Annotated in this window: 19 protein-coding genes; 8 read left to right on the forward strand and 11 right to left on the reverse strand. The window is 73.0% G+C overall.

Features of this window, described 5'->3' with window-relative positions; translation table 11 throughout:
* The first annotated feature begins 171 nt into the window (after positions 1-171).
* A complete protein-coding gene (locus ABT354_RS08685; RefSeq protein WP_351490807.1) occupies positions 172-768 on the forward strand; it encodes a hypothetical protein in 597 nt (198 codons plus the stop codon).
* Between the two features lie 105 nt (positions 769-873).
* Here ABT354_RS08685 and ABT354_RS08690 read toward each other — a convergent pair whose 3' ends face one another.
* Positions 874-1,446 carry a cob(I)yrinic acid a,c-diamide adenosyltransferase gene (locus ABT354_RS08690; RefSeq protein WP_351490809.1) on the reverse strand — a complete coding sequence of 191 codons (573 nt, stop codon included), beginning with the start codon at positions 1,444-1,446 and terminating at the stop codon, positions 874-876.
* Between the two features lie 172 nt (positions 1,447-1,618).
* Between ABT354_RS08690 and ABT354_RS08695 the strand changes: the two genes are divergently transcribed.
* The 3 genes from ABT354_RS08695 (at position 1,619) to ABT354_RS08705 (ending at position 6,070) form a co-directional block, all read left to right on the forward strand.
* Positions 1,619-2,467: a 3-hydroxyacyl-CoA dehydrogenase family protein gene (locus tag ABT354_RS08695; RefSeq protein WP_351490811.1), complete on the forward strand. Its 849-nt coding sequence runs from the start codon at positions 1,619-1,621 to the stop codon at positions 2,465-2,467.
* Between the two features lie 275 nt (positions 2,468-2,742).
* Positions 2,743-3,066, forward strand: coding sequence for an STAS domain-containing protein (locus ABT354_RS08700; RefSeq protein ID WP_351490813.1), 324 nt, complete (start codon positions 2,743-2,745; stop codon positions 3,064-3,066).
* Between the two features lie 481 nt (positions 3,067-3,547).
* Entirely contained in the window at positions 3,548-6,070 is a 2,523-nt protein-coding gene (locus tag ABT354_RS08705) for an ATP-binding protein (protein ID WP_351490815.1), read from the forward strand.
* A gap of 117 nt (positions 6,071-6,187) precedes the next feature.
* Here the strand turns inward: ABT354_RS08705 and nucS are convergent, their stop codons facing one another.
* On the reverse strand, positions 6,188-6,850 hold the full coding sequence (gene nucS, locus ABT354_RS08710) for an endonuclease NucS (protein WP_351490817.1): 663 nt from the start codon (positions 6,848-6,850) through the stop codon (positions 6,188-6,190).
* Between the two features lie 309 nt (positions 6,851-7,159).
* Here nucS and ABT354_RS08715 point away from each other — a divergent pair, with 309 nt between their 5' ends.
* Positions 7,160-7,552 (forward strand): SCO5389 family protein, encoded by a 393-nt coding sequence (locus ABT354_RS08715; RefSeq protein WP_351490819.1) that lies wholly within the window; start codon positions 7,160-7,162, stop codon positions 7,550-7,552.
* A gap of 181 nt (positions 7,553-7,733) precedes the next feature.
* On the opposite strand, the gene ABT354_RS08720 is transcribed toward ABT354_RS08715, so the two are convergent.
* Positions 7,734-8,762: an LLM class flavin-dependent oxidoreductase gene (locus ABT354_RS08720; RefSeq protein ID WP_351490821.1), complete on the reverse strand. Its 1,029-nt coding sequence runs from the start codon at positions 8,760-8,762 to the stop codon at positions 7,734-7,736.
* Between the two features lie 220 nt (positions 8,763-8,982).
* Between ABT354_RS08720 and ABT354_RS08725 the strand changes: the two genes are divergently transcribed.
* Positions 8,983-9,309: an Rv1322 family protein gene (locus ABT354_RS08725; protein ID WP_351490823.1), complete on the forward strand. Its 327-nt coding sequence runs from the start codon at positions 8,983-8,985 to the stop codon at positions 9,307-9,309.
* A 32-nt stretch (positions 9,310-9,341) separates the two neighbouring features.
* Here the strand turns inward: ABT354_RS08725 and ABT354_RS08730 are convergent, their stop codons facing one another.
* The 7 genes from ABT354_RS08730 to mce form a co-directional block, all read right to left on the reverse strand.
* Entirely contained in the window at positions 9,342-10,175 is an 834-nt protein-coding gene (locus tag ABT354_RS08730) for an ABC transporter permease (protein WP_351490826.1), read from the reverse strand.
* Complete coding sequence (locus tag ABT354_RS08735) at positions 10,175-11,347, reverse strand: ABC transporter ATP-binding protein (protein ID WP_351490828.1); 1,173 nt, start codon at positions 11,345-11,347, stop codon at positions 10,175-10,177. Before ABT354_RS08735 ends, ABT354_RS08730 begins: the two co-directional genes overlap by 1 nt.
* A 170-nt stretch (positions 11,348-11,517) precedes the next feature.
* Positions 11,518-12,297, reverse strand: a complete 780-nt coding sequence (locus ABT354_RS08740) for an ABC transporter permease (RefSeq protein ID WP_351490830.1) — start codon at positions 12,295-12,297, stop codon at positions 11,518-11,520.
* A gap of 3 nt (positions 12,298-12,300) precedes the next feature.
* Positions 12,301-13,332 carry an ABC transporter ATP-binding protein gene (locus ABT354_RS08745; RefSeq protein ID WP_351490832.1) on the reverse strand — a complete coding sequence of 344 codons (1,032 nt, stop codon included), beginning with the start codon at positions 13,330-13,332 and terminating at the stop codon, positions 12,301-12,303.
* A gap of 132 nt (positions 13,333-13,464) precedes the next feature.
* Complete coding sequence (locus ABT354_RS08750; protein WP_351490834.1) at positions 13,465-14,400, reverse strand: coiled-coil domain-containing protein; 936 nt, start codon at positions 14,398-14,400, stop codon at positions 13,465-13,467.
* A gap of 772 nt (positions 14,401-15,172) precedes the next feature.
* Entirely contained in the window at positions 15,173-19,252 is a 4,080-nt protein-coding gene (scy, locus tag ABT354_RS08755; RefSeq protein WP_351490837.1) for a polarized growth protein Scy, read from the reverse strand.
* Positions 19,253-19,419: 167 nt separating this feature from the next.
* Positions 19,420-19,848 (reverse strand): methylmalonyl-CoA epimerase, encoded by a 429-nt coding sequence (gene mce, locus ABT354_RS08760; RefSeq protein WP_351490839.1) that lies wholly within the window; start codon positions 19,846-19,848, stop codon positions 19,420-19,422.
* A 148-nt stretch (positions 19,849-19,996) separates the two neighbouring features.
* Between mce and ABT354_RS08765 the strand changes: the two genes are divergently transcribed.
* Complete coding sequence (locus ABT354_RS08765; protein WP_351490841.1) at positions 19,997-21,202, forward strand: acetyl-CoA C-acetyltransferase; 1,206 nt, start codon at positions 19,997-19,999, stop codon at positions 21,200-21,202.
* A gap of 55 nt (positions 21,203-21,257) precedes the next feature.
* Positions 21,258-22,214, forward strand: coding sequence for a methylmalonyl Co-A mutase-associated GTPase MeaB (gene meaB, locus ABT354_RS08770; RefSeq protein WP_351490843.1), 957 nt, complete (start codon positions 21,258-21,260; stop codon positions 22,212-22,214).
* 416 nt (positions 22,215-22,630) lie between these two features.
* On the opposite strand, the gene ABT354_RS08775 is transcribed toward meaB, so the two are convergent.
* On the reverse strand, positions 22,631-23,317 hold the full coding sequence (locus ABT354_RS08775) for a PepSY domain-containing protein (RefSeq protein WP_351490845.1): 687 nt from the start codon (positions 23,315-23,317) through the stop codon (positions 22,631-22,633).
* Between the last annotated feature and the right edge of the window lie 87 nt (positions 23,318-23,404).

Raw genomic sequence — 23,404 nt, forward strand, 5'->3', positions numbered from 1 at the left:
CTCCATCCAACACGCCGGCCGGCCCGCGGCGCCTCAGCGGCCCGGCGGAACCGCGGCCGATCCGTGTACACCGAAAGATGCAGTCCGGGTTCCTCACCGGTGACGACGATCCGGGGGCCGGGAGCAGGGAGTCTGGAGGGGAGAGAGCGCACCATCGACGGGGAGAACACGGTGATTCTCACACTGATCATCATCTGTGAGGTCGGCTTCTGGGTCCTGCTGGCCGCGGGCCTCGGCGCGCGCTATCTGCTGCGGATGCCCCGGCTCGGCGCGGCCCTGCTGCTGTGCGAGCCGCTGCTGGAGGTCGTCCTGCTGATCGCCACCGCGATCGACCTCAGGAACGGCGCCGAGCCCGGCTGGCACCACGGCCTCGCCGCGCTCTACATCGGCTACACCGTCGGCCATGGCCACCGCACGGTGAAGTGGCTCGACGGCCATGCCGCCCACCGCCTGGGCGGGGCGCCGCCGCCGGTGGCGCCGCCCCGGTACGGGATGGCCCGCGCCGCCCACGAGGGCAGGGTGTGGGCCGGGACCCTGATCGGCGCCGCCGTGGCGACCGGGCTGCTCCTGCTGGCGATCCGGTACGTCGGCGACTCCGGGAGCACCGCCTCGCTGGAGGCCTGGATGTACCAGGCCTGGAGGATCACCGGTATCCATGGCCTGATCGCGCTCACCTATCTGATCTGGCCGCGTCAGGAGCCCGGTGGGGTGAAGGGCGACGACGGGGACCGGGAGCCGGTACGGGTGGAGCGCCGCCCCGGCGCCTGAGCCCCCGGGTGCCCCGTCCCCCGGGACGCGGGTGCCCGAGCCGGCCCCCGGTGTCCCGCCCCCGGCCTCCGCCCGCCTGCCCCCCCCGGGTGTCCCGTGCCGTGCTCAGCGCTCCCCGCCCGGCACCCACAGCACATCGCCGCGCTCCTTGTTGGCCACCCGCGCCAGGATGAAGAGCAGATCCGAGAGCCGGTTGAGATACGTGGCCGCCAGCGGGTTCATCGTCTCGCCGTGGACCTCCATCGCCGCCCAGGTGGACCGCTCGGCCCGGCGTACCACCGTGCACGCCTGGTGCAGCAGCGCGGCGCCCGGCGTCCCGCCCGGCAGGATGAAGCTGCGCAGCTTCTCCAGCCCCTCCAGATAGTGGTCGCAGTCGGCCTCCAGCCGGTCGATGTACGCCTGCTCCACCCGCAGCGGCGGGTACGGGGGGTTCTCCGCCACGGGCGTGGAGAGGTCCGCGCCCACATCGAAGAGATCGTTCTGGATCCGGGTGAGCACCTGGACCACGTCCGGCGCCAGCGCGCCCAGCGCGATGGCGGTCCCGAGGGCCGCGTTGGCCTCGTTGCTGTCGGCGTACGCCGAGATCCGGGGGTCGGTCTTGGCCGTGCGGCTCATGTCGCCGAGGGCCGTCGTGCCCTGGTCGCCGGTACGGGTGTAGATGCGTGTCAGATTGACCATGGGGGCCAGCGTAGTTTCGTGCGGCGCCCCCGTCCGGCTCCGGGCGCGGCTGCCCGGTGTGATGTCGGCCGGACGGAGCGTGACGCGCATCTCTTCGCCGCCACTTGGCCCCCCGGGAGCGCTAACCTCCGCCACAGAGGCGCTTGGTAAACAGTCGTTAAGGGGTGTCGCAGTGGCCGGGAAGCTCGCCGTCATCGGAGCCGGACTCATGGGGTCGGGCATCGCGCAGGTCTCCGCCCAGGCGGGCTGGGACGTGGTGCTGCGCGACATCACCGACGACGCGCTGGCCCGGGGCCGGGACACCATCACCGCCTCGTGGGAGCGGTTCGTCGCCAAGGGCAGGCTCGAAGCGGCGGACGCCGACGCGGCGTTGGCCCGCATCACCACCACCACCGATCTGGACGCGGTGGCCGACGCCGACGTCGTGGTCGAGGCGGTCTTCGAGAAGCTCGAGGTCAAGCACGAGATCTTCCGCACCCTGGACAAGCTGGTCCGGGAGGACGCGGTGCTCGCCTCCAACACCTCCGCCATCCCGATCACCAAGATCGCGGCGGTGACCGAGCGCCCCGAGCGGGTCGTCGGCGCCCACTTCTTCTCCCCGGTCCCGATGATGCAGCTGTGCGAGCTGGTACGGGGCCACCGGACCAGCGACGAAACCCTCGCCACGATCCGGGAGTTCGCCGAGTCCGTCGGCAAGACCTGTATCGTCGTCAACCGTGACGTCGCGGGTTTTGTCACCACCCGGCTCATCTCCGCGCTGGTCGTGGAGGCGACGAAGCTGTACGAATCGGGTGTGGCGACCGCCGAGGACATCGACATCGCCTGCAAGCTCGGCTTCGGCCACGCCATGGGACCGCTGGCGACCGCCGATCTCACCGGTGTCGACATCCTGCTCCACGCCACCGGCAACATCTACACCGAGACGCAGGACGAGAAGTTCGCCCCGCCGGAGCTGATGCGCCGGATGGTCGACGCCGGTGACATCGGCCGCAAGAGCGGCCGGGGGTTCTACCGCCACTGAGCGGAGCGGGCCCCGGCCGGCCGTCGGCGACGGTGTGACGTCACCACCGGGATCACTCCAAGGAGTGAATTCGGTATCGGTTCGCTTACAAGCGGCAACGGTCCTCCCCTCGGGATGGTCAGTTGAAGCGGGACGGACCGGCACGGTCCGTCCGGCGGAACGAGCAGCACAGCACACGAGCAGCAGCAAGGAGCGCGGCACCGGTGGGCGGGGGACGGCCCCGGTGCCGTCTCGACGACATGTCCACAGGGCACCGGCACTCTCGGGGAGCGCATATGCACATCAGGGGCGACCACGCCGAGCTGGTCGTCGGGGGCCGCCTCGACGTCCGCAGCGCGGCGGACGCCCGTACGGTCCTGCACACGGCGGTCGACGACGGAGACGGCGATCTGGTGCTCGATCTGACCGGACTCGACTCCTGGGACGCCACCGGGCTCGGGGTCATCATGGGCGCCCACCGCCGGGCCGGCCGGTGCGGCAGACGACTGGTCCTGCGCGGCGTACCGCCGCAGATGCAGCGGTTGCTGGTGGCGACACGGCTGCATCGCATTCTGGCGATCGAGGGCGGGCTCGCCGCGGAATCGCTTCCCCGGGTCTGACCCGGGCATCCGTCACCAACCGTCACCACCCGGCCGGACCGCGCCCCGACGCGGTCCGGCCCACCGGGCTTCCGGGCCTCCGGGCGACGGCCCACCGGGTCCCGTACGACACTCCACCCGGCCCCGACACAACGGTCCGCCGGGCCCCGGCGCGGCCCGCGCCGAACGGCGACGGACCCCTGTCCGCCCGTACGGCTGATCTCTCATCAAGCTGTGACCTCACCGGAAGGCGGCGCACCGGCCCCGGGGGGATACCCTGCCAGGGTCCAGGGTTTCGAACGCCGGCCGCCGCGCGAACGCCGCGGGGACCGATGGCCACCGCCACACCCCGCCCTCCCGCACGGCCCGTCGGCACCGACGCGACAGCCGGGCGTGCCAGGAATCCGTGAGGCCGGTACGGACGGCCCCGCCGCGGACCCGACGGACAGACAGCAGACAGGCGGAGAGAGAACGTGCGCAGCGCACCTGGGGGGCTTGCACCATGGACCACGACACCACCGGCGAGGACACCGGAGCCGTGCGCCCGCCCCGTGACCCCGCGGCGCCCGCTCCCGGCCGCCCCGCGCCCGTCCGTACCGTACGCCTGACCGTCGGCGACTATCTGCTCACCGTCAACCCGATCGACGGCAGTGAGATAGAGCGCCGGCCCCCCGGACTCGACGGCGTCCCCGAGTCCACCGAGACCCCCCGCCGCACCCCCGCCCAGCGCGCCGCGTACGAGCGCGCCGCCCGGCCGCCCGTACCGGCCGGACCCGCCGCGCCCCGGCTGCCGCTGCTCGGCCGCGACGACGAGCGCGAACACATCGCCCGGATGCTCGCCCGGGGCCGTTCCCTGCTGGTCACCGGCGCCCGGGGGGCCGGCCGCAGCACCCTCCTCGACGCCGTCGCCGCCGACTGCGCCGACCTCGCGCCCGACGGCGTCATACGGCTCAACGGCCACCACCGGGGCCCCGCCGACCTCCTCCACGACCTCTTCGCCGCCGTCCACCACGCCCCCCTCCACCGGCCCGACCCGGACCGGCTGCGCGCGGCGGTGGCCTCCATCGGCGCCGTCGTCGTCCTCGACGACCTGGAGTTCGGCTCCACCGCCCTGGACGACTTCCTGGACGCGGCCCCCGAGTGCGCCTTCCTGCTGGCGACCACCCCCGACACCGCCGAGCCGCCGATCTCCACCCGGCTGGAGGAGGTTCCCCTCCCCGGCCTCTCCCGCACCACCTCGCTGGAGCTGCTGCGGACCGTCGTGGACCGCCCGCTCGCCGAGGACGAGATCAACTGGGCCGGTGATCTGTGGTTCGAGTCCGACGGGCTGCCGCTGCGCTTCGTCCAGGCGGGCGCCCTGCTGCTCCAGCGCGACACGGTGCGCGAACGGCTCCAGGACGACCCCGACTCCTTCGACGCCTTCGCACCGCCGGACGGTGTCGAGGGCGGCGAGACGGCCCTGCCCACCCTGGGACAGAGCGCCGCCCCCGCCGCCCTGCTCGCCGCCCGGCTCGGTGAGTCGGCCCGGCGGACCCTCCGCTTCGCGGTCGCACTCGGCGGCGAGCTGCCGCACCAGGCGCATCTGCCCGCCCTGATCGGCGACACCCACGCCGACACCGCCATCGGCGAACTCCTCGGCTGCGGACTGCTCTCCCCGGCCGGGAGCGGCTACCGGCTGGCCGCCGGGGCCCTGCTCCAGCTGAAGGAGGGCGGGTACGGGGACGACGCGCCCGCCCGCTCGCACACCGCCGCCCAGCACTACACCTGGTGGACCGCGCACCCCTCGGTCGCCGCCGAGCGGATCGCCGCCGAGGCGGACGCCGTGCTCGCCACGCTGACCTCCCTGGTGACCAGCCGGGAGCCGGGGCACTCCAGCGCCGCCGTGCTGCTCGCCCGCAGCGCCGCGCCCGCCTTCGCCGCCGGACTGCACTGGGGGGCCTGGGAAAGGGTGCTGCGCACCGGCTCCGAGGCGGCCCGGATCGCGGGGGAGGTCGCCGAGGAGGCGTACTTCCACCATGAGCTGGGGATCCTGGCGCTGTGCGGCGGCCGGGTCGACCGGGCGCGGACCGAGCTGGAGACCTCCATCGGGATGCGGGGCGCGCTCGCCGACCGGATCGGCACCGTGGTGGGCCGGCGGGCGCTCGCCCTGGTCGAGGACCGGGAGAACGGCCTGGTGCCCGGGGCCCCCGTCACCCCCGAGACCCTGGCGGCGGCGCGGAGCAAGGCCGGTGCCCCGGCCCTGCCGCCCCGGCCGCTCGCCCTGCCGCCCGGTGTCCCGGCCGGCCCTCCGACGGCCCCGGCCGGTGGCCGGCGGGGCTCCACCCAGCCGCTGCCGGTGGTCTCCGGCACGGTGACGGTGGCCCAGGCCCTGCCGCCCGGGAAGGGCCCGCGCCGCCGGCCCGCCGGGGGCCGCCGCCGCACCCTGGCCCTGGTGGGCGCCCGCCGCAATCTCGTCGCCGCGAGCGCCGCCGTGGTCCTCGCCGCCGTGGTCACCACCCTGGTCTCGCTCGGCCCGGCCGGGCAGGACGGGGACGGCAAGAGCGGCACGGTCCGCGAGGACACCTCCTCCACCGGCGACGACCGCCGGGGCGGACTCGACTCCGGCGAGTCGGCCGGGGACAGCGCCGACCAGCCGCCCGGCACCCCCGCCGGCCTGCCGGGACGGACCCGGGGCACGGGACCGGTACCCGGCGCCAGCGGTACGCCCTCGCCCGGCGCCTCGTCCGCCCCGAGCGGCACCCCGGCCTCCCCGGGGCCCTCCGAGCCGGGCCTTCCGGGCACCTCCGCGCCGCCCCCCGCCTCCAGCGCCCCGCCCCTGCCCTCCGGGTCCGCCTCGCCCGGCGGGCAGCCGTCGCCGTCCGATGTGTCCTCGTCGCCCCCGGCCTCGCCCAAGCCGCCGATCTCCCCGACGCCGCCGGTCACCGCCCCCCCGGTCAAGCCGACGCCCCCGACGCCCCCCGGCCGGGGCGAGAACCGGCCGGGCGGCGGACCCGACGGCTCCGACGGCCGCCCCTCGACCCCCTGAACCGGCCGGGCCGCGCGCCCGTGGACGCACGACGGCCCCGGGGTGTCCCGGGGCCGTCGGTGCTGTTCCGCCGCTGCTGGGCGCTGCTGGGCTCTGGTGGGCGCCGAGGGGCGCGGATCAGAAGAGCCGCAGCTTGTCGTCCTCGATCCCGCGCAGCGCGTTGTAGTCCAGCACCACACAGCCGATGCCCCGGTCCGTCGCCAGCACCCGTGCCTGCGGCTTGATCTCCTGGGCCGCGAACAGGCCCCGTACCGGCGCGAGATGGGGATCGCGGTTGAGCAGCTCCAGATAGCGGGTGAGCTGCTCCACGCCGTCGATCTCGCCCCGCCGCTTGATCTCCACGGCGACCGTGGTGCCGTCGGCGTCCCGGCAGAGGATGTCCACGGGCCCGATGGCGGTGGGGTATTCGCGGCGGATCAGGCTGTAGCCCTCGCCCAGGGTCTCGATCCGGTCCGCCAGCAGCTCCTGGAGGTGCGCCTCCACCCCGTCCTTGATCAGACCCGGGTCCACGCCCAGTTCATGGGAGGAGTCATGGAGGACTTCCTCCATGGTGATGATCAGCTTCTCGCCCGCCTTGTTGACGACCGTCCAGATGTTGTCGTCCCCCTCCTTGAGGGTGCAGGGCGGCGACATCCAATTCAGGGGTTTGTACGCGCGGTCGTCCGCGTGGATGGAGACACTGCCGTCTGCCTTGACCAGGATCAGACGGGGGGCGGAGGGCAGATGGGCGGTGAGACGGCCCGCGTAATCCACGGAGCAGCGGGCGATGACAAGGCGCATGGTCGGCAACGCTACTCGACACCGGGCCCGGCGCGCGATTCTCCCTACGTACTACCGAGGTGCCCGACCCCCTGCGGCTGACTGAGATTCTTCGGCTGGACACCCCTCCTCCCCTTCGTTTCCAGCCGGATGTCCGCTCCTTCTCCTGGTGCGGTCAGGGACACGCACTTACCGTTGATGCAGGAGGTCGCCGTTCGTGCACTCTCTGTGGTCATTCGTCATGCGCATGACCATCGCGGCAGGAGCCGGTACGGCGGTCTCTTCCCTGCCCGTAAGGCCCCGGATCCCGGGGCCGCGAGAGGAGAACCCATGTCGCTCGACGTCTCACCGGCCCTGTTGGCACAGGCCGAGCGAGGCGAGGTCGACGAAGGCGACTTCGTCGACTGCGTCCGGACCTCCCTGCCCTACGCATGGGAGATGATCAGCACCCTGGTGGCCCGGCTGAAGGTGGACGGCGGACAGTTCGCCGACAACCTGACGCCGCCGCCGGACGAGCAGGCGCGCGGTCAGCTGCTGCGCGCTCTCGCCAGTGACGCGATCCGCGGTGCGCTGGAGCGCCACTTCGGGGTGCGGCTCGCGTTCCAGAACTGTCACCGTGTCGCGGTCTTCCCGCTGGACCCGTCGGTGGACGAGCGGTACGCGCGCTTCACTTCCGTACGGGGGCAGTTGTTGAACCAGTCGCCGGAACTGCGCGACTGCTGACGGCCCGTACCGCCGCCGCCGTTCCGCGTCGCGGGAGAGGTGACAGACGCGGGGCGGTGGAGGTGGCGCCGGGCCACCGGGACCCGGCGGACGGGCCCGGCGCACAGGGCGGACGGCGCACGGCACAGGGCGGGCGGGCCCTGCCTCACGGCACCCGGCGGACGGGCCCCGGCGGGGGGCCTCAGCGCAGCAGGGGCAGGACGTCCTCGCCCAGCCGCCGGATGTTCTCCTCCGTCGCGGCCAGCTCGCCCGACCCCTCCACCAGCAGCGCGAAGCGGCGGATGCCGGTGCGCTCGGCGGTGGCGGCCAGCCGGTCGGCGGCCAGCTGGGGCGGGCCCACGGGGTGCAGCCCGCACAGCATCTCCGTGTACGCCAGCGGGTCGCGCATCACCCGCACCCGGCCGTCGATCGTGATGTGGGCGTCCAGCCCCTGCTTCAGCCAGCCGGGCATCGCCTTCAGCAGGATCTCGCTCGCGTCCGCCGCGCTGGAGGCGATCTGTGCGACCCCGGCCGACACATGGGGTGCCTCCAGCACCATCTCGCGGGGATGGCCCGCCTCCAGGGCGCAGCGCTGCCAGAACGCCACCATCTCCGCCTTCTCCTCGTCCCCGCAGTGCATACCGAGGAGCATCGGCAGGGCGCGCTCGGCGGCCAGCCGTACCGTCCGGGAGGAGGTGCAGGCCACCACGGTCTCCGGCACCGGGGGGCCGCCGATCAGCTCGTCGGGGCGCGGGACGACGGCCACCTCACGGAAGGAGAACCGTTCCGACGCGGCGGCGACGGAGGGTTCGCGCAGCCAGCGCAGCAGCAGGTCGAGGGCGTCGGGGAAGCCCGACTCATAGGCCTCGATGCCCGAGCCGAAGACCTCCAGATCGACCCAGGGGCCGCCGCGCCCCACCCCCAGCGAGAACCGGCCGCCGCTGGTGACATGGAGCAGTGCCGCCTGCTCGCCGAGGGCGACGGGGTGTGTCCCGGGCAGGACGCTCACCGCCGTACCCACCCGGATCCGGCGGGTGCGGCCCAGCAGCAGTGCGGCCAGCGTCACCGCGGAGGGGCAGACACCGTATGGAACGAAGTGGTGCTCGGCGAGCCAGACGGAGTCGAGCCCGGCCTCCTCGGCCACCTCGGCCGAGCGCACCGCCCGGTGCAGTGCCTCCCCCTGACCCTGGCCCGGGAACTGTGCCGCCAGCACGAATGTACCCACGCGCATCGCCTTTAGCCTCCTTGCGGCCGACGCGTCTCTCTTTCCCCCACCGGCACTAACGTCTGACACGTGCCAAGGGCACGGCCCCTCGTGAATCTCTTGCGATTGTCCGGTAACCGAGCCGGTGGGAGGCGTGGTCGCCGGTCCGCGCGGTACGTGTACCCCGGGGCGCGGACCGTAGGCTTGAACTCCGCACATCGTCCCCGTTCGTCCGTGAGGTGTCCACGTGTCCCCCCGCCGCAACCGCCCGCAGGGCGGCGACCGTTCCCCCGTCCACCCCGATGAACCGGCCGACCGCTACGGGGGTTTCGGGCGCACCGAGACCTGGCAGGGCGAGGAGTGGTCGGTCCGTCTGGTGTCCGGGGCGAGCGCGGCGGGCAAGCGCTATCGCTGTCCCGGTTGCGACCAGGAGATCGTCGGCGTACCGCATGTGGTGGCCTGGCCGGAGCACGGCGGCGTGGACGACCGCAGGCACTGGCACAAGGCGTGCTGGAACGCGAAGGACCGCCGCACCACGCGGGTGCAGCGGTCCCGTAACGCGCCCAAGCACTGAGGCCGGGCCGGGCGGTCGGACCGCCCGCGACCTCAGACGTCCCGTGACTTCAGTACCGACCAGGCGCCGCCCAGCGCCACCGCGGCGAGGACGGTGATGATCGCCACCGACTCCCAGCCCTGCGGACCGGACTCGGCGGCGGAGCTGTCGTAGATCATGGAGAGCTGGTTGGGGATGGAGTACTCCAGCAGCCACTCCTGGAGGCCTCGCATCGACTCCGAGACCATGAACATCGCCGCCACCAGCGGCAGCAGCACCACACCGAACATCGCGGTGATCGCGCCCGCCGAGTGGCGGACGACGGTGCCCACGGCCAGCGCCACCAGCCCGAGGCAGGCCAGGTAGAAGCTGATGCCGACGGTCCCGCGGGCCCAGTCCTCACCGGTGGGGGAGGGGACCTGGTCCACCAGCGAGACCTGGAGGGCGCCCGTCACCAGCGTCAGGACGAAGGTGTAGGCGAAGATCAGCAGAAAGAAGACGATGGCCTTGGCGGCGAGCACCCGGCCCCGGGAGGGGCAGGCCGTCAGGGTGGTGCGGATCATCCCGGTGCCGTACTCGGAGGTGATCGTCAGCACCCCGAGGGTCATCACACAGATGCTGCCGAGCAGCGCGCCGAAGACACCGAGGGCGAGCGCCGACTGGTCGGGCACGCCCGAGTCGGCGGAGTCCCTCATGGCGAACCCGACCAGGATGCCGAGGCCGATGATGAGGGCCGCCATCACCCCGAGCGTCCACATCGTGGATCGCACCGATCGGATCTTGGTCCACTCGGAGGCCAGGGCGTCACCCAGGGTCGCCCTGCGGATCGGTATCGGCGAGACATAGCCGGCGCCGGGGACGCTCTGCGGGGGGTACGGGGTGGTCATCAGAGATCCTTGGCCATGATCGTCGGGGCGGCGGCGGGCGGCTGCGTCGGGGGAGCCGAAGGAGCCGGGGGAACCGGGGCGGCGACCCGCGGGTCCTGCGGCGCCTGGGGAACCGGCGGCACGGTGGGCGCGGCGGGCGCGGCGCCGGGGTGCTGCGGCGGCGGGGCGTACCAGCCCTGCTGCGGCACCTCGGGGATCTGCTGCGGCGGTGCGAAACCGGGCCGGGTCTCCGGGGCCAGCCCGGCCTTCTGGTCGGCGGAGGAGCGGTAGTCCACGGCGCCCTGCGTCATCCGCATGTACGCCTCCTCCAGCGACGCCTGGTGCGGCGACAGCTCCCAGAGCCGTACCCCGGTCTCATGGGCGATGTCACTGATCCGCGGCAGCGGCAGCCCCATCACCCGCAGCGCCCCGTCCGGCTCCGGCATCACCCGGGCACCGGCCCCGCTCAGCGCGGCGGAGAGCTTCTCGCGCCCCTCGCGCTCGGTCTCCGGGGTGCGCACCCGGGCGAAGTCGGCGGAGTTCGCGGAGATGAAGTCCGTGACGCCCATGTCCGAGAGCAGCTGCCCCCGGCCGATGACGATCAGATGGTCGGCGGTGAGCGCCATCTCGCTCATGAGGTGCGAGGAGACGAAGACCGTCCGGCCCTCGGCGGCGAGCTGCCTCATCAGATTGCGGACCCAGAGGATGCCCTCGGGGTCGAGACCGTTGACCGGCTCGTCGAAGAGGAGCACCTGGGGGTCGCCGAGGAGCGCCGCGGCTATGCCGAGCCGCTGTCCCATACCGAGGGAGAAGCCCTTGGACCGCTTCTTGGCCACCTGCTGGAGGCCCACCACGGCCAGCACCTCGTCCACCCGGCGGGCCGGGATGCCGGAGAGCTGGGCGAGGGACAGCAGGTGGTTGCGGGCGCTGCGCCCGCCGTGCACGGCCTTGGCGTCGAGGAGCGCGCCGACCTGACGGGGTGCGTTGGGGGTCTGCCGGAAGGGCAGTCCGCCGATGGTGACGCGGCCCGCGCTCGGGGTGTCGAGCCCGAGGATCATCCGCATCGTGGTCGACTTGCCGGCGCCGTTGGGACCCAGGAACCCGGTGACGGCGCCCGGCCGAACCTGGAAGGAAAGGTTGTGCACGGCTGTCTTGTCGCCATAGCGCTTCGTCAGGCCGACTGCCTCGATCATTCTCCAGCCCCATCGACTTTCGATCGTCGTCAGGGCACACGCCAGTCGGCTGTACGCCCCCGTAAGTCTTAGGAGGATACTGACTTTCAGGTAGTTCCCGGTAATGGGTAACGCTTCGGTCACAACCTCTTGCGATGAGTGAGGCAAGGGGCCGGAAATTGCGTCTTGTGTCAGGCGTCCCGCTTCTCCAGAACGAGATACGCCCCGAGCGACGCCGCCACCACCCAAAGTGCCATGATCCCCAGCCCGCCCCAGGGCCCGTACGGAGCCGCCGTACTGCCCATCGCGTCCGGCACCACCTGCATGATTTTCGACCCCGCCTGGTCGGGGAAGTACTGCGCGACCGTCTTCGCCTTCGGTACCGCCACCAGAATCTGCGAAACGAGGAAGAAGAACGGCATCAGAATGCCGAGGGCCAGCATCGAACTCCGCAGGATCGTCGCCACCGCCATCGAGAACAGTGCGATCAGTCCCATATAGAGGCCGCCGCCGATCACCGCCCGCAGCACATTGTCCGCACCCAGCGTGGTGCGGTGGTCACCCAGCAGTGCCTGGCCGACGAAGAACGACGCGAAACTCGTGGCGAGCCCCACGGCCAGCGCGAGAGCCGTCGCCACCGTGAGTTTTCCGAGCAGGAAGATCCCGCGCCGCGGCACCGCCGCCAGCGAGGCACGGATCATGCCGGAGCTGTACTCCGTACCGACCACCAGGACCCCGAAGACCACCATCGCCAGCTGCCCGAGGACCATCCCGGAGAAGCCCGCCAGCGTCGGGTCGAAGGTCAGCTGCTGCTGGACGGAGAGACGGTCGAAGCTCGACCGGAAGAGCGCGCACAGCGCCCCGCCGACGGCCACGGTGACCACGAAGGCGCTGACCAGCGTCCAGGTCGTGGAGGAGACCGTACGGATCTTGGTCCACTCGGAGTGGAGGACCGCGGGAAGGGACGCCATCGCTCAGCCCTCCGCCCGGCCGTGGCCCGCGCCGCCGGGCCCCGGGGGCAGCCCGGCGGCGGGCCGGAAGCTCTCGCCCCAGCGCGGTGTCGGCGGGCCGGGCGGCGGCGCCGTGGTGGGCCCCTCCGCCGTCCCGTGCGCGTGGTACTCGACCGAACCCGCCGTCATCCGCATGAACGCCTCCTCCAGGGACGCCCGCTGCGCGCTCAGCTCATGCAGCGTGATCCGGTGCTCCGCCGCCAGCTCGCCCAGCCGCTCCGTACTCACCCCGTCCACCTCCAGCGTCCCGCCGCCCGCCTCCACCGGGGTGAACCCGGCCGCCCGCACCATCTCCACCAGCCGCTCCCGCTCCGGCGAGCGCACCCGCGTATAGCTGCGCGAGTTCTCCTGGATGAAAGCGGCCATCGAGGTGTCCGCCAGCAGCCGCCCCTGCCCGATGACGATCAGATGGTCGGCGGTGAGCGCCATCTCGCTCATGAGGTGCGAGGAGACAAAGATGGTCCGGCCCTCGGAGGCGAGCTGTTTCATCAGATGGCGGATCCAGTGGATGCCCTCGGGGTCCAGACCGTTGACCGGCTCGTCGAAGAGCAGCACCCGGGGATCGCCCAGCAGCGCCGACGCGATCCCCAGCCGCTGCGCCATTCCCAGGGAGAAACCCTTCGCCTTCTTGTCCGCGACGGCGGTCAGACCGACGATGTCCAGCACCTCCCGCACCCGGGCGGCCGGAATACGGTTCGACTGCGCGAGACAGAGGAGATGGTGATACGCGCTCCGGCCGCCATGGACCGACCGGGCCTCCAGCAGCGCGCCGATGTACTTCAGCGGTTCCGCCAGCTCGCGATAGCGCCGGCCGTCGATCCGGACCGCGCCACCGGTGGGATTGTCGAGATCGAGCATCATCCGCATCGTGGTCGACTTCCCCGCGCCATTCGGACCGAGGAATCCCGTCACCACACCGGGCCGGACCCGGAACGAGAGCCGGTCGACGGCAAGCTTCGCACCGAACCGTTTGGTGAGGCCATCCAACTCGATCATGCGGCCACGCTAAAGGCGCGGAAAGCCCCCCGCCACTTGAGCGACAGGGGGCTTTCCGATTTCTTTCACGGTACTTTCACCGCGGCTCCCGCAGATGTTCCCGCAGGCTCCCGCACCGGGTCCCGGAAGGGCTCAGCGGGTCTGCTGGGCCGGGACACCGCGCGAGATGTCGTCGTCGGCGGGGGTGCCGGCGGCGGCCACCGCGGCGCCCGTCAGCGTCGCCAGCATCTCCCGGACATTGGTCAGCTGGGCGTTGATGGAGTCACGGCGGTTGGTGAGCGCCGCCAGCTCGCGCTCGGATTCGCTGCGGATACGGTCGGCCTTGGCATTGGCGTCCGCCACGATGTCCTCGGCCTGGCGCTGCGCCGTCTCCACGGTCTGACGGGCCCGGCGCTCGGCGTCCGTACGCAGCTTCTCGGCCTCCAGGCGGAGCTGCTCGGCACGGTGCTCGATCTCCGCGAGCCGCTTCTCCGCCTTGGCCTGACGCGACGCCAGATCGCGCTCCGACTGCTCCCGCCGCTTGGCGAGGTTGGTCTCGAAGTCCGCGGCGGCCTGGGCGGCCTTGGCCCGGGTCTCCTCGAAGAGCGCGTCCGCCTCCTCCCGCTTGGACTGCGCGTCCTTCTGCGCCTCGGCGCGGAGCTGCTGGGCCTCGCCCTTCGCCTTCTCGACGATGTGGACGCCCTCGTCCTCCGCCTTCGCCTTGCGGTCGGCGGCGAACGACTCGGCGTCGTTGCGCACCTGCTGGGCGGCGGACTCCGCCAGCTCACGGTGCTGTTCGGCGGCGCGACGGGCCTCCTCGCGCAGGTCCTTCGCCTCCTCCTCGGCCAGCCGGAGGATCTTTTCGACGCGGGCGCCGAGGCCGGCGTACGACGGCTCGGCCTCGGCGACCTGCGCCTGGGCGTTCTGCGTTTCGAGGTGGAGTTCCTCGATGCGCTTTTCCAGAGAGGTGATTCGGGCCAGAGCACTGTCACGGTCGGCAACGAGCTTGGTAATGCGGTCGTCCACCTGGCCGCGGTCGTAACCACGCCGCACGAGCTCGAAGCCGAAGGGGGAGGATGTGTCGCTCATGGGGTTCCTGTCGAATGAGACCGGTGAGGTGATAGAGGGAATCCTAGGGGCCCGAGCGGCGTGTCATCGAGCGGATGTCGGTTTGATCTGGAGAATGTCCAGCCTTTCGGGTGGCTGAGGCGTGTCACTCGATATCCTGACGCACCCTCGGGCGCGCCGCAGCGCACCTCAGGGGGGTCGGCGCGCCTGCGACGGCCTGTCAGGGGACCGGTCGCGGCCTGCGACGATGCCGGCTGACATGACGACAGCCCGCGCCGGGCCCGCGGGTGCGGCGCCGAAGGCCGGGGCGGGATCCGCCATCCGTGGACAACGGTCCGCCACCTGAGACGCCGTCCGGTCCTGCGGCGACGGTACGGGCCGGGCGGTGTTTCGGCGGCCCGGCCCCGCTTCCCGCGTACACCCGTCCGGTTCACCGGTGCCCGCGGCCGCGCCCGTCAATCCTCCGCCGGGACCGCGCCCGGTCACCGCCCCCCGGCTCACCCGGACACCGCGCACCGCCCTGCGGACATGAGGGGGCCGGAGTTCCCCGTACCCCCGGCTCCATGGCTCCGGCTTCCTGCCCCGGGACATGTCCACCCGGGTGCGCCCATCCGGCGGGGGGTCGGTACGGCGGGGATCGGTACGGCTCTCCCGGGCCCGGTGAGGGGAAGTGCCCGGTGCCGGTGCCGGTGCCGGTGCCGGTGCCGGGCGCGGGCAGCGGCCCGGTCGGGCGGGGGACCGGCGGGATGGCCGCCGGTCCCGGTCCCAGTGAGGGGGTGCGGGGGTGCGGGGGTCAGCCCCCGGACTTGCCGCCGCGCGTCGCGCCCGCCCTGACGCCCGTACCGCCCGACGGCTTCCCGCCGGACCCCGGCGCCTCGAAGGACTCCAGCGCCTCCAGGACATCCTGCACCCGGGAGATCTCGGTCTGGATGTCCGCCCGGCGGCGCACCAGCACCTCCAGCTCCCGCTGTCCCTCGCCGACCAGCCGCTCCGCCTCCGTCTCGGCCTCCGCCCGGATGCGCTCGCCCTGCCGGGTCAGCTCCGCCTTCTTCTGCTCGGCCTCCTTCAGCAGGCTCTCCGCCCGCTTGACCGCGGCGATCCGGACCTTGCTCGCCTCCGAGTCCGCGTCGGCCTTCAGCTGCTTCGCCTTCTCGACGGCCTCGGCCTCCTGCGCCTGCGCCGCCTTGATCAGCTGATCGACCCGCTCACCCGTCGACTTCATCTGCTCGGCGCTCTCCCGGCGGGCCCGCTCGTGCAGCTCCTCGACCTCGCCCGCCACCCGGGCCCGCAGCTCCTCGCCGCGCTCCCTTATGGCGGTGGCGTCCCGGCGGGCACCGACCAGCAGCTCGTCCGCGTCCGTACGGGCCTTCTCCACCAGGGAGTTGCCCTCCACCGTCGACTCGGCGACCAGCCGCTCCGACTCCTGACGGGCCGCGCCCACCAGCGCGTCGGCCCGCTTCTCGGACTCCAGCGCGGCCCGCATCGCCTCCTCCTGGGCCTTGGCGACCAGCTGGTCGGCCTGCTCGGCCGCGTCCGTGCGCCGCTTGTCCGCCGCCTGCCGCGCCTCGTCCACCAGACGGTCCGCGGCGTCCTGCGCGTCGGTCCGCATCCGCTCCACGGACGCCTCCGCGTCCGCCCGCTTCTGCTCCGACTCCACCCTTATGCGCTCGGCAGCCTGCTGCGCCGCGCCCACCGTGTCGGCGGCCTCGGCCCGCAGCCGCTCCGCCTCCGCACGGGCATCGCCCAGCAGCCGATCCGCTTCGCCGGACGCCTCGGAGACCAGGCGGTCCGCCTGCTCGCCCGCGTCCGTGCGCCGCTTGTCGGCGGCCTCCCGCGCCTTGGTGAGGACCTGCTCGCCCTCGGTCCTGATCCGCTCCGCGTCGCTCTGCGCCTCCGCGACGAGCTGATCGGCCTGCTCGGCCGCGTCCGCCCGGCGCTTGTCCGCCGTCTGCCGCGCCTCGTCCAGCACCTGCTGGGCATCGGTCCGGAGCTGGTCGCCCTCGGACGACGCCTCGCCGATGAGCCGGTCCGCCTGGGCCGCCGCCTCCGAACGGATCCGGTTGGCGTCCTCCCGGGCGTCCGCCCTGGTCCGGGCCGCGTCCTGATCGGCGGAGGCCGACGCGTCGGACGCCTCCGTCCGCATCCGCTGGGCGTACTCCGCCGTGTCCGCGCGCAGCCGCTCCGCGTCGGCGACCGCCTCGTCACGGACCCGCTCGGCCTCGGAGACGGTCTCCGTCCGCAGCGCCTCCATCTCCGCGATGGTCTCCGCGCGCAGCCGGTCCGCCTCCGCGATGGCCTCGACCGTGGTCTGCTCGGCCAGCGCCTTCGCCGCCTCGGACTCCTCCTGGGCACGGGCCCGTACCCGGGCCGCGTCCTCGGTGGCCCGCTCCCGCTCGGCGTGCGCGTCGGTGCGTACCCGGTCGGCCTCGTCCTGTGCCTCGGTACGGGTCCGCTCCGCCGCGTGCTCCGCGGCCGAACGCAGCCCGGTGATCTCCTCCTCGGCCTGCTCGTGCAGCCCGGCGACGGACTCCCGTACCTGCTTGGCGGTCTGCTCGGCGGCGGCCACCAGCTCGCCCGCGCGCCGCTCGGCCTCGTCGACCAGTCGCTGCGCCTCGGCCTGGGCCTCCTCCACCCGGCGGCGGGCGGACGCCAGCAGCTCCTCGCTCTGCTCCCGGGCCGCCTCCCGCTCCTGGCCGGCCTCGGTACGGGCGGACTCCAGGATCTCCTCGGCCTCCCGGCGGCGCCGCTCGGCCTCCTCCCGGGCGGCGGCCAGCGCCTCCGCGGCCTCCGCACCCACCCGCTCGGCCGCCGCGGCGGCCTCCGCGCGCAGCCGGTCGGCGGTGTCCTGCGCCTCGTTCTTGAGCCGCTCGGCCTCGGCCGCCGCGTCACCACGCAGCCGTACCGCGATGTTCTCGCCCTCGGCACGGGCGACGGAGGCGTCGGCCGCGGCCTCGTCGCGGAGCCGGGCGGCCTCCTCCTCGGCCTGGGCCCGCAGCGAACGGATCCGCTCGGCCGCCTCGGTGCGCAGCCGCTCGGTCTCCTCGGCGGTCTCCCGCCGCATCCGCTCGCCCTCGGCGCGCGCGTCGGTGAGGGTCTGCTCGGCGGCGCCCAGCCGGGCGTCCGTCTCGTTCTGGATGCGGGCGATCTTCCGGGCCGCCTCCTCCTGCCGGGCGGTCACCGCCCGCTCGGTCTCCTCGCGCAGCTCACCGGAGGCCCGCTCGGCGCTCTCGCGCACCTGGGCGGCCTGCTCATCGGCCTCCGCGCGCAGCCGGTCGGCCTCCTCGCGGGTGCGTTCGAGGGTCTCCTCGGCCTGCCGGCGCAGACCGGTGGCCCGCTCGGTGGCCTCCGACCTGACCCGCTCGCTGTCGGTGGTGGCGGTCGTCCGCAGCTCGTCGGCGTCGGTCCGGGCCCTGGTGAGGATCTCCTCGGCGGAGCTGGCCGCCTCCTCGATCTGCTGGACCGCCTCCCGGCGGGCCTCGCCACGGATCCGCTCGCCCTCGGCCACCGCCTCCGAGCGCAGCTGCTCGGCCTCGCCGCGCAGCCGTCGCGCCTCCTCCTGGAGTTCGACGGTCCGGGCGCGGTACTCCTTGGTGTCGTCCTTGGCGGCGCCTTTGAGCTGGTCGGCCTGGTCCTCCGCCTCGGTGCGCAGCCGCTCCGCCTCGGCGTCGGCCTCGGCGCGGATGCGCTCGGCCTCGGTCCCGGCGGTACGGGTGGTCTCCCGGGCGTCCTCGGACGCCTTGGTGAGGATCTCCTCGGCGGCCCGCGCGGCCTTGGCGAGCTGGGCGGCGGAGTCCTCGGCCGCCGCGGTACGGGCCTTCTCGGTGGCGGCGGCGACCTGGGTCTCCGCCTCCGTACGGGCGTCGGAGAGCGCCTGCTCGGCCTCCGCCTTCAGCGCCTCGGCCTCGGTGGTGGCCTCGGCGACCAGCCGGGCGATCTCCGCCTTGGCGGTACGGGTGCGCTGCTCGTTGTCCGACTCGGCGGAGGCGAGGCGCTTGGCGGCGCTCTCCTTCGCCTCGGCGAGGACCCGGTCGGCCTCGGCGCGGGACTCCCGCAGCCGCTCCTCGGCCTCCTGGAACCGCTGCTCGGCGGAGCGGGACAGCTCGGTGGCCTGCTGGCGGGCCTGCTCGGCCTCGGCGGTGGTGGTGGAGCGCAGCTGCTCGGCGTGGGCAGCGGCCTCCTGCGCCTGGCCGGAGGCGGTGTTCAGCAGCCGCTCGGCGTCCTTGCGGGCGCGCAGCAGCACCGCCTCGGCCTCCGTACGGGCGGCCTCGGCGTCCGCGCTGACCCGTCTGCGGGTCTCCTCGGAGAGCCGCTGGGCCTCGGTACGGGCCTGGCCGAGGGCCTGCTCGGCCTCGGCGCGCGACTCGTCGAGGAGTCTGCGGGCCTGTGACTCGGTCCGGGCCCGCAGCTGCTCGGCCCAGGCCACGTTCTCGTTGACATGGGCCTCGACCGTGCGGCGCCGCTCCGCCAGCTCCTGGTCGAGGCGCTGCCGGCGCTGATTGGCCTCGGTGTGCAGCTCCGCCTGGAGCCGGGCCTGGTGCTCGGCGTGCTCCTGGAGGATGCGCTGGGTCTGCGCGCGTGCCTCCCGCAGCTCCCGCTCCGCGTCCTGGCGCATCTGGTCGGCCTGCACCTGCGCGTTGCGCAGCATCTGCTCGGCCTGGTACCCGAGGTCGGCACTGTCGTAGGCGGGGCGCGCCGCGAGGCTGCGGCGGGCCTCATGGAGTTTGGCGCGCAACACCTCGACCTGGTAGCCGAGGTCCTCGGCGTGCTGGACGGCCTTCTCCCGCTCGGTCTTCAGCCGGTCCATCTCGGCCTCGAACCGCGAGAGGTGGTCGTCGTCAGCTCGGTGGCTCTCCTGGCGTTCGTAGCCCCGCACTGCGCGGTCCCATCCGTCCCCTGGTCGCAACTGACTCCACACAAGCGCCGTTCGCGGACGAACGGCTCCCCGGGGAATGGTGACAGATCGATATGAGAGGACGCGGTGCGGCCCCGACCCGGCCCCGGCCCGGAATCGCCCACTCTACCGGGCCGGGAATCGTGAGGTCAGTGCTCTGTTGCAGAGGTGACGAGTTCGGTGAGCACCCCATGACAGTCCTTGGGGTGCAGAAAGGTGATTCTGGACCCCATGGAACCGGTCTTCGGCCGGTCGTAGAGAACTCGGACGCCCTTGCTCCGAATGGATTCCGCGTCCCCGTCGACATCGGCGGTGCCGAAGGCGATGTGATGAACGCCCTCCCCGTTCTTGGCCAGCCACTTCGCCACGGTGGAGTCCTCCCGCAGGGGTTCCAGCAGCTGGAGGTAGGAGGCGCCGCCGTCGGATGTGCCGCTGATCCGCAGCATGGCCTCCCGTACCCCCTGCTCCTCGTTCACCTCCGTGTGGCAGACCTCGAAGCCGTAGGTGGAGCGATAGAACTCCACAGTTGTGTCGAGGTCGTGACACGCGATTCCGATGTGGTCGATTCTTGTCAGCATCCGCCCAGTGGAGCGGGGGAGCGGCGCGAGCGCAAGGTGCGCGCGATCACACTCACCGCCCGGTGACCCCCGGCGGAGCCGCTCAGTACATTTGAGGTAAACCCTCGTTCACTCCGCGGCCGGCGGGCCGGTAAGGGGATCGTGTCTCATGTCTGGAACGACCGGTACCACCTCGGTGATCGTCGCGGGCGCGCGGACGCCCATGGGGCGTCTGCTGGGCTCCCTGAAGACCTTCTCGGGGGCCGACCTCGGCGGTTTCGCGATCAAGGCCGCGCTGGAGCGGGCCGGGGTCCGGCCCGAGCAGGTGGAGTACGTGATCATGGGCCAGGTGCTCCAGGCGGGCGCCGGGCAGATCCCGGCGCGGCAGGCGGCCGTGCGGGCGGGCATTCCGATGACCGTGCCGGCGCTCACCGTCAACAAGGTCTGTCTCTCCGGGCTCGACGCCATCGCCCTCGCGGACCAGCTGATCCGCGCGGGCGAGTTCGATGTGGTCGTCGCGGGCGGCCAGGAGTCCATGACCAACGCGCCCCATCTGCTGCCGAACTCCCGCCAGGGATACAAGTACGGCGCCGTGGAGATGATGGACGCCATGGCCCACGACGGGCTCACCGACCCCTTCGAGTCCATCGCCATGGGCGAGTCCACCGAGCGGCACAACACCCTGCTGGGCATCGGGCGCGCCGAGCAGGACGAGATCGCCGCCCTCTCCCACCAGCGGGCCGCCGCCGCGCGCAAGAACGGGATCTTCGAGGCGGAGATCACCCCGGTGGAGATCCCGCAGCGCAAGGGCGACCCCGTCGTCGTCGCCGAGGACGAGGGGATCCGCCCGGAGACCACCGCCGAGGGGCTGGGGCGGCTGCGGCCCGCCTTCAGCGCGGACGGCACCATCACGGCGGGCTCCTCCTCGCAGATCTCCGACGGGGCGGCGGCGGTCGTCGTCATGAGCCGCGCCCGCGCCGAGGAGCTGGGTCTGGAGTGGATCGCGGAGATCGGCGCCCACGGCAATGTCGCCGGGCCCGACAACTCGCTCCACTCCCAGCCGTCCCGGGCGATCGAGCACGCCCTGCGCAAGGAGGGCATCGACATCGCTGACCTGGACCTCATCGAGATCAACGAGGCGTTCGCGGCGGTCGCCGTCCAGTCGATGAAGGATCTGGGCGTGTCACCCGAAAAGGTGAACGTCAACGGTGGGGCCATCGCGCTCGGCCATCCGATCGGCATGTCCGGGGCCCGGCTCGTGCTCCATCTGGCACTGGAGCTGGGGCGGCGCGGCGGCGGGGTGGGCGCGGCGGCGCTCTGCGGCGGCGGTGGCCAGGGCGACGCGCTGATCCTGCGGGTTCCCGCCGGGGGCTGAGCCGGGTACGGGGTTACGAGAGCGGCGCGTCGAGAGCAACGGAGGAGCGGCATCCATGGTGGACGTCCCACAGCTGGTCGCCCAGGCGAGAGAGGGCCGGCCCCGGGCGGTGGCCCGGCTGATCTCGCTGGTGGAGGGGGCCTCCCCCCAGCTCCGTGAGGTGATGGCGGCGCTGGCCCCGCTGACCGGCGGGGCGTATGTCGTGGGCCTCACCGGGTCGCCCGGGGTCGGCAAGTCCACCACCACATCGGCGCTGGTCACCGCGTACCGGAAGGCGGGGAAGCGGGTCGGGGTGCTCGCCGTCGACCCGTCCTCGCCCTTCTCCGGCGGTGCGCTCCTCGGCGACCGGGTACGGATGTCCGAGCATGCCTCGGACCCGGGGGTCTACATCCGGTCCATGGCCACCCGCGGGCATCTGGGCGGGCTCGCGTGGGCCGCCCCGCAGGCCATCCGGGTGCTCGACGCGGCCGGGTGCGATGTCGTCCTGGTGGAGACGGTCGGGGTCGGGCAGTCCGAGGTGGAGATCGCCGCGCAGGCCGACACCTGTGTGGTGCTCCTCGCCCCCGGGATGGGCGACGGGATCCAGGCCGCGAAGGCGGGCATCCTGGAGATCGGCGACCTCTACGCCGTCAACAAGGCCGACCGGGAGGGCGCGGACGCGACCGCCCGCGAGCTGAACCACATGCTCGGCCTCGGCGAGGCACGGGCGCCGGGGGACTGGCGCCCGAGCGTCCTCAAGATGGTGGCGGCGCGGGGGGAGGGCGTGGAGGAGCTGGTGGCGGCGGTGGAGAAGCACCGGGCGTGGATGGAGGAGCACGACGAGCTGGCGGCGCGGCGGGTACGGAGGGCGGCGGCGGAGATCGAGACGATCGCGGTGACGGGGCTGAGGTCGAGGCTGGCGGATCTCCACGGCGACCTCCGCGTGTCGGCCCTGGCGGCCCGGGTTCTCCAGGGCGAGCTGGACCCCTACCGCGCGGCGGACGCGCTGATCTCCGACCTCACGTCGGGCTAGCCCGCAGGGCCCGTTGTCAGGTTCTTCGAACCTTCGGCGCCTCAATCGCCGGCGGGGCTGGTTTTCTAGGCTCCCGGACGGCCTGAACAAGCCCCTCCGGCGTTTGAGGAGCGGGGGTTCGGGGGCTGGTCCCCGACGTCGGCCTGAGGTGGCTCGGGGCTCGGGTCCGTCCTCAATCGCCGGACGGGCTTGTTTTTGCTCGGGCCGCCTGCTGAGAGGGATCTTGTCTCCGAGTGGGTCAAAGTCAGCCTTGGGCCAGGAAAATCAGCCCCTCCGGCGATTGAGGAGCGGGGGTTCGGGGGCTGGTCCCCGACGTCGGCCCGAGGTGACTCGGGGCCCGGGTCCTCACGGGGCCGATGTACGGCGAAGGCCCGGCCGGGAGGGTGGCCGGCCGGGCCTTCGGGGCGAGGACACGGTCAGTCGTCGTTCTTGTCGTCGGCGTCGTCCCGGTCGTCGCGGTCGTCATCGCGGTCGTTACGGTCGTCCGCGTCATCCCGGTCGTCGTCACGGTCATCGCGGTCATCGCGGTCATCGCGGTCGTCCACCGAAACCGTCGCCTTCCCCGTCCCCGCGTCCACGCGGACATCGTGCTCCGCACCGCCCTTGGCGCGGATCTCGACCTCCCAGTGGTTGTCGTCCAGCTCGATCTCCGTCACCGTGCCCGGCCGGAGGGCGAGCGCGGCGGCGCGGGCCTGGTCGGCGTCGACCTTGGCATCGCGGACGGAGACCTCGTCGCGGTCGTCGTCCCGGTCGTCCCGGTCATCGGCGTCGTCCCGGTCGTCCCGGTCGTCGCGGTCGTTCCGGTCATCGTGGTCGTCGTCGCGCTCCGTCCCCGTCACCTTGCCGCTCTCCGCGTCGACGCGGACCTCCTGGCCCTTGCCCTTCGCGTCGACGATCTCGACCTCCCAGACCCCGTCGTCGAGGCTCACCGACGCCACCCGCCCGGACTGCTCCTTGAGCGCCGCCTTCGTCGCCTCGGCCGAGGAGATCTTGGTGATCGACCGGGTGTCCGGCCGGTCCTCAGCGGAGGCCGCGACCGCGGTGACCGCGCCGCCGGTCAGCAGGGCGGCGACGGCAGTGGCGATGATGAACTTGCGCTTCATGGGGAAAACCTCCGGTGAGGGACTCGGTCGCTTTCGACAGACACCAATCTGGCCGGGAGATGCTGAACACAACCTGAAGCCACCTGA

This window comes from Streptomyces sp. NPDC000594, assembly GCF_040299965.1.
Taxonomy (GTDB): domain Bacteria; phylum Actinomycetota; class Actinomycetes; order Streptomycetales; family Streptomycetaceae; genus Streptomyces.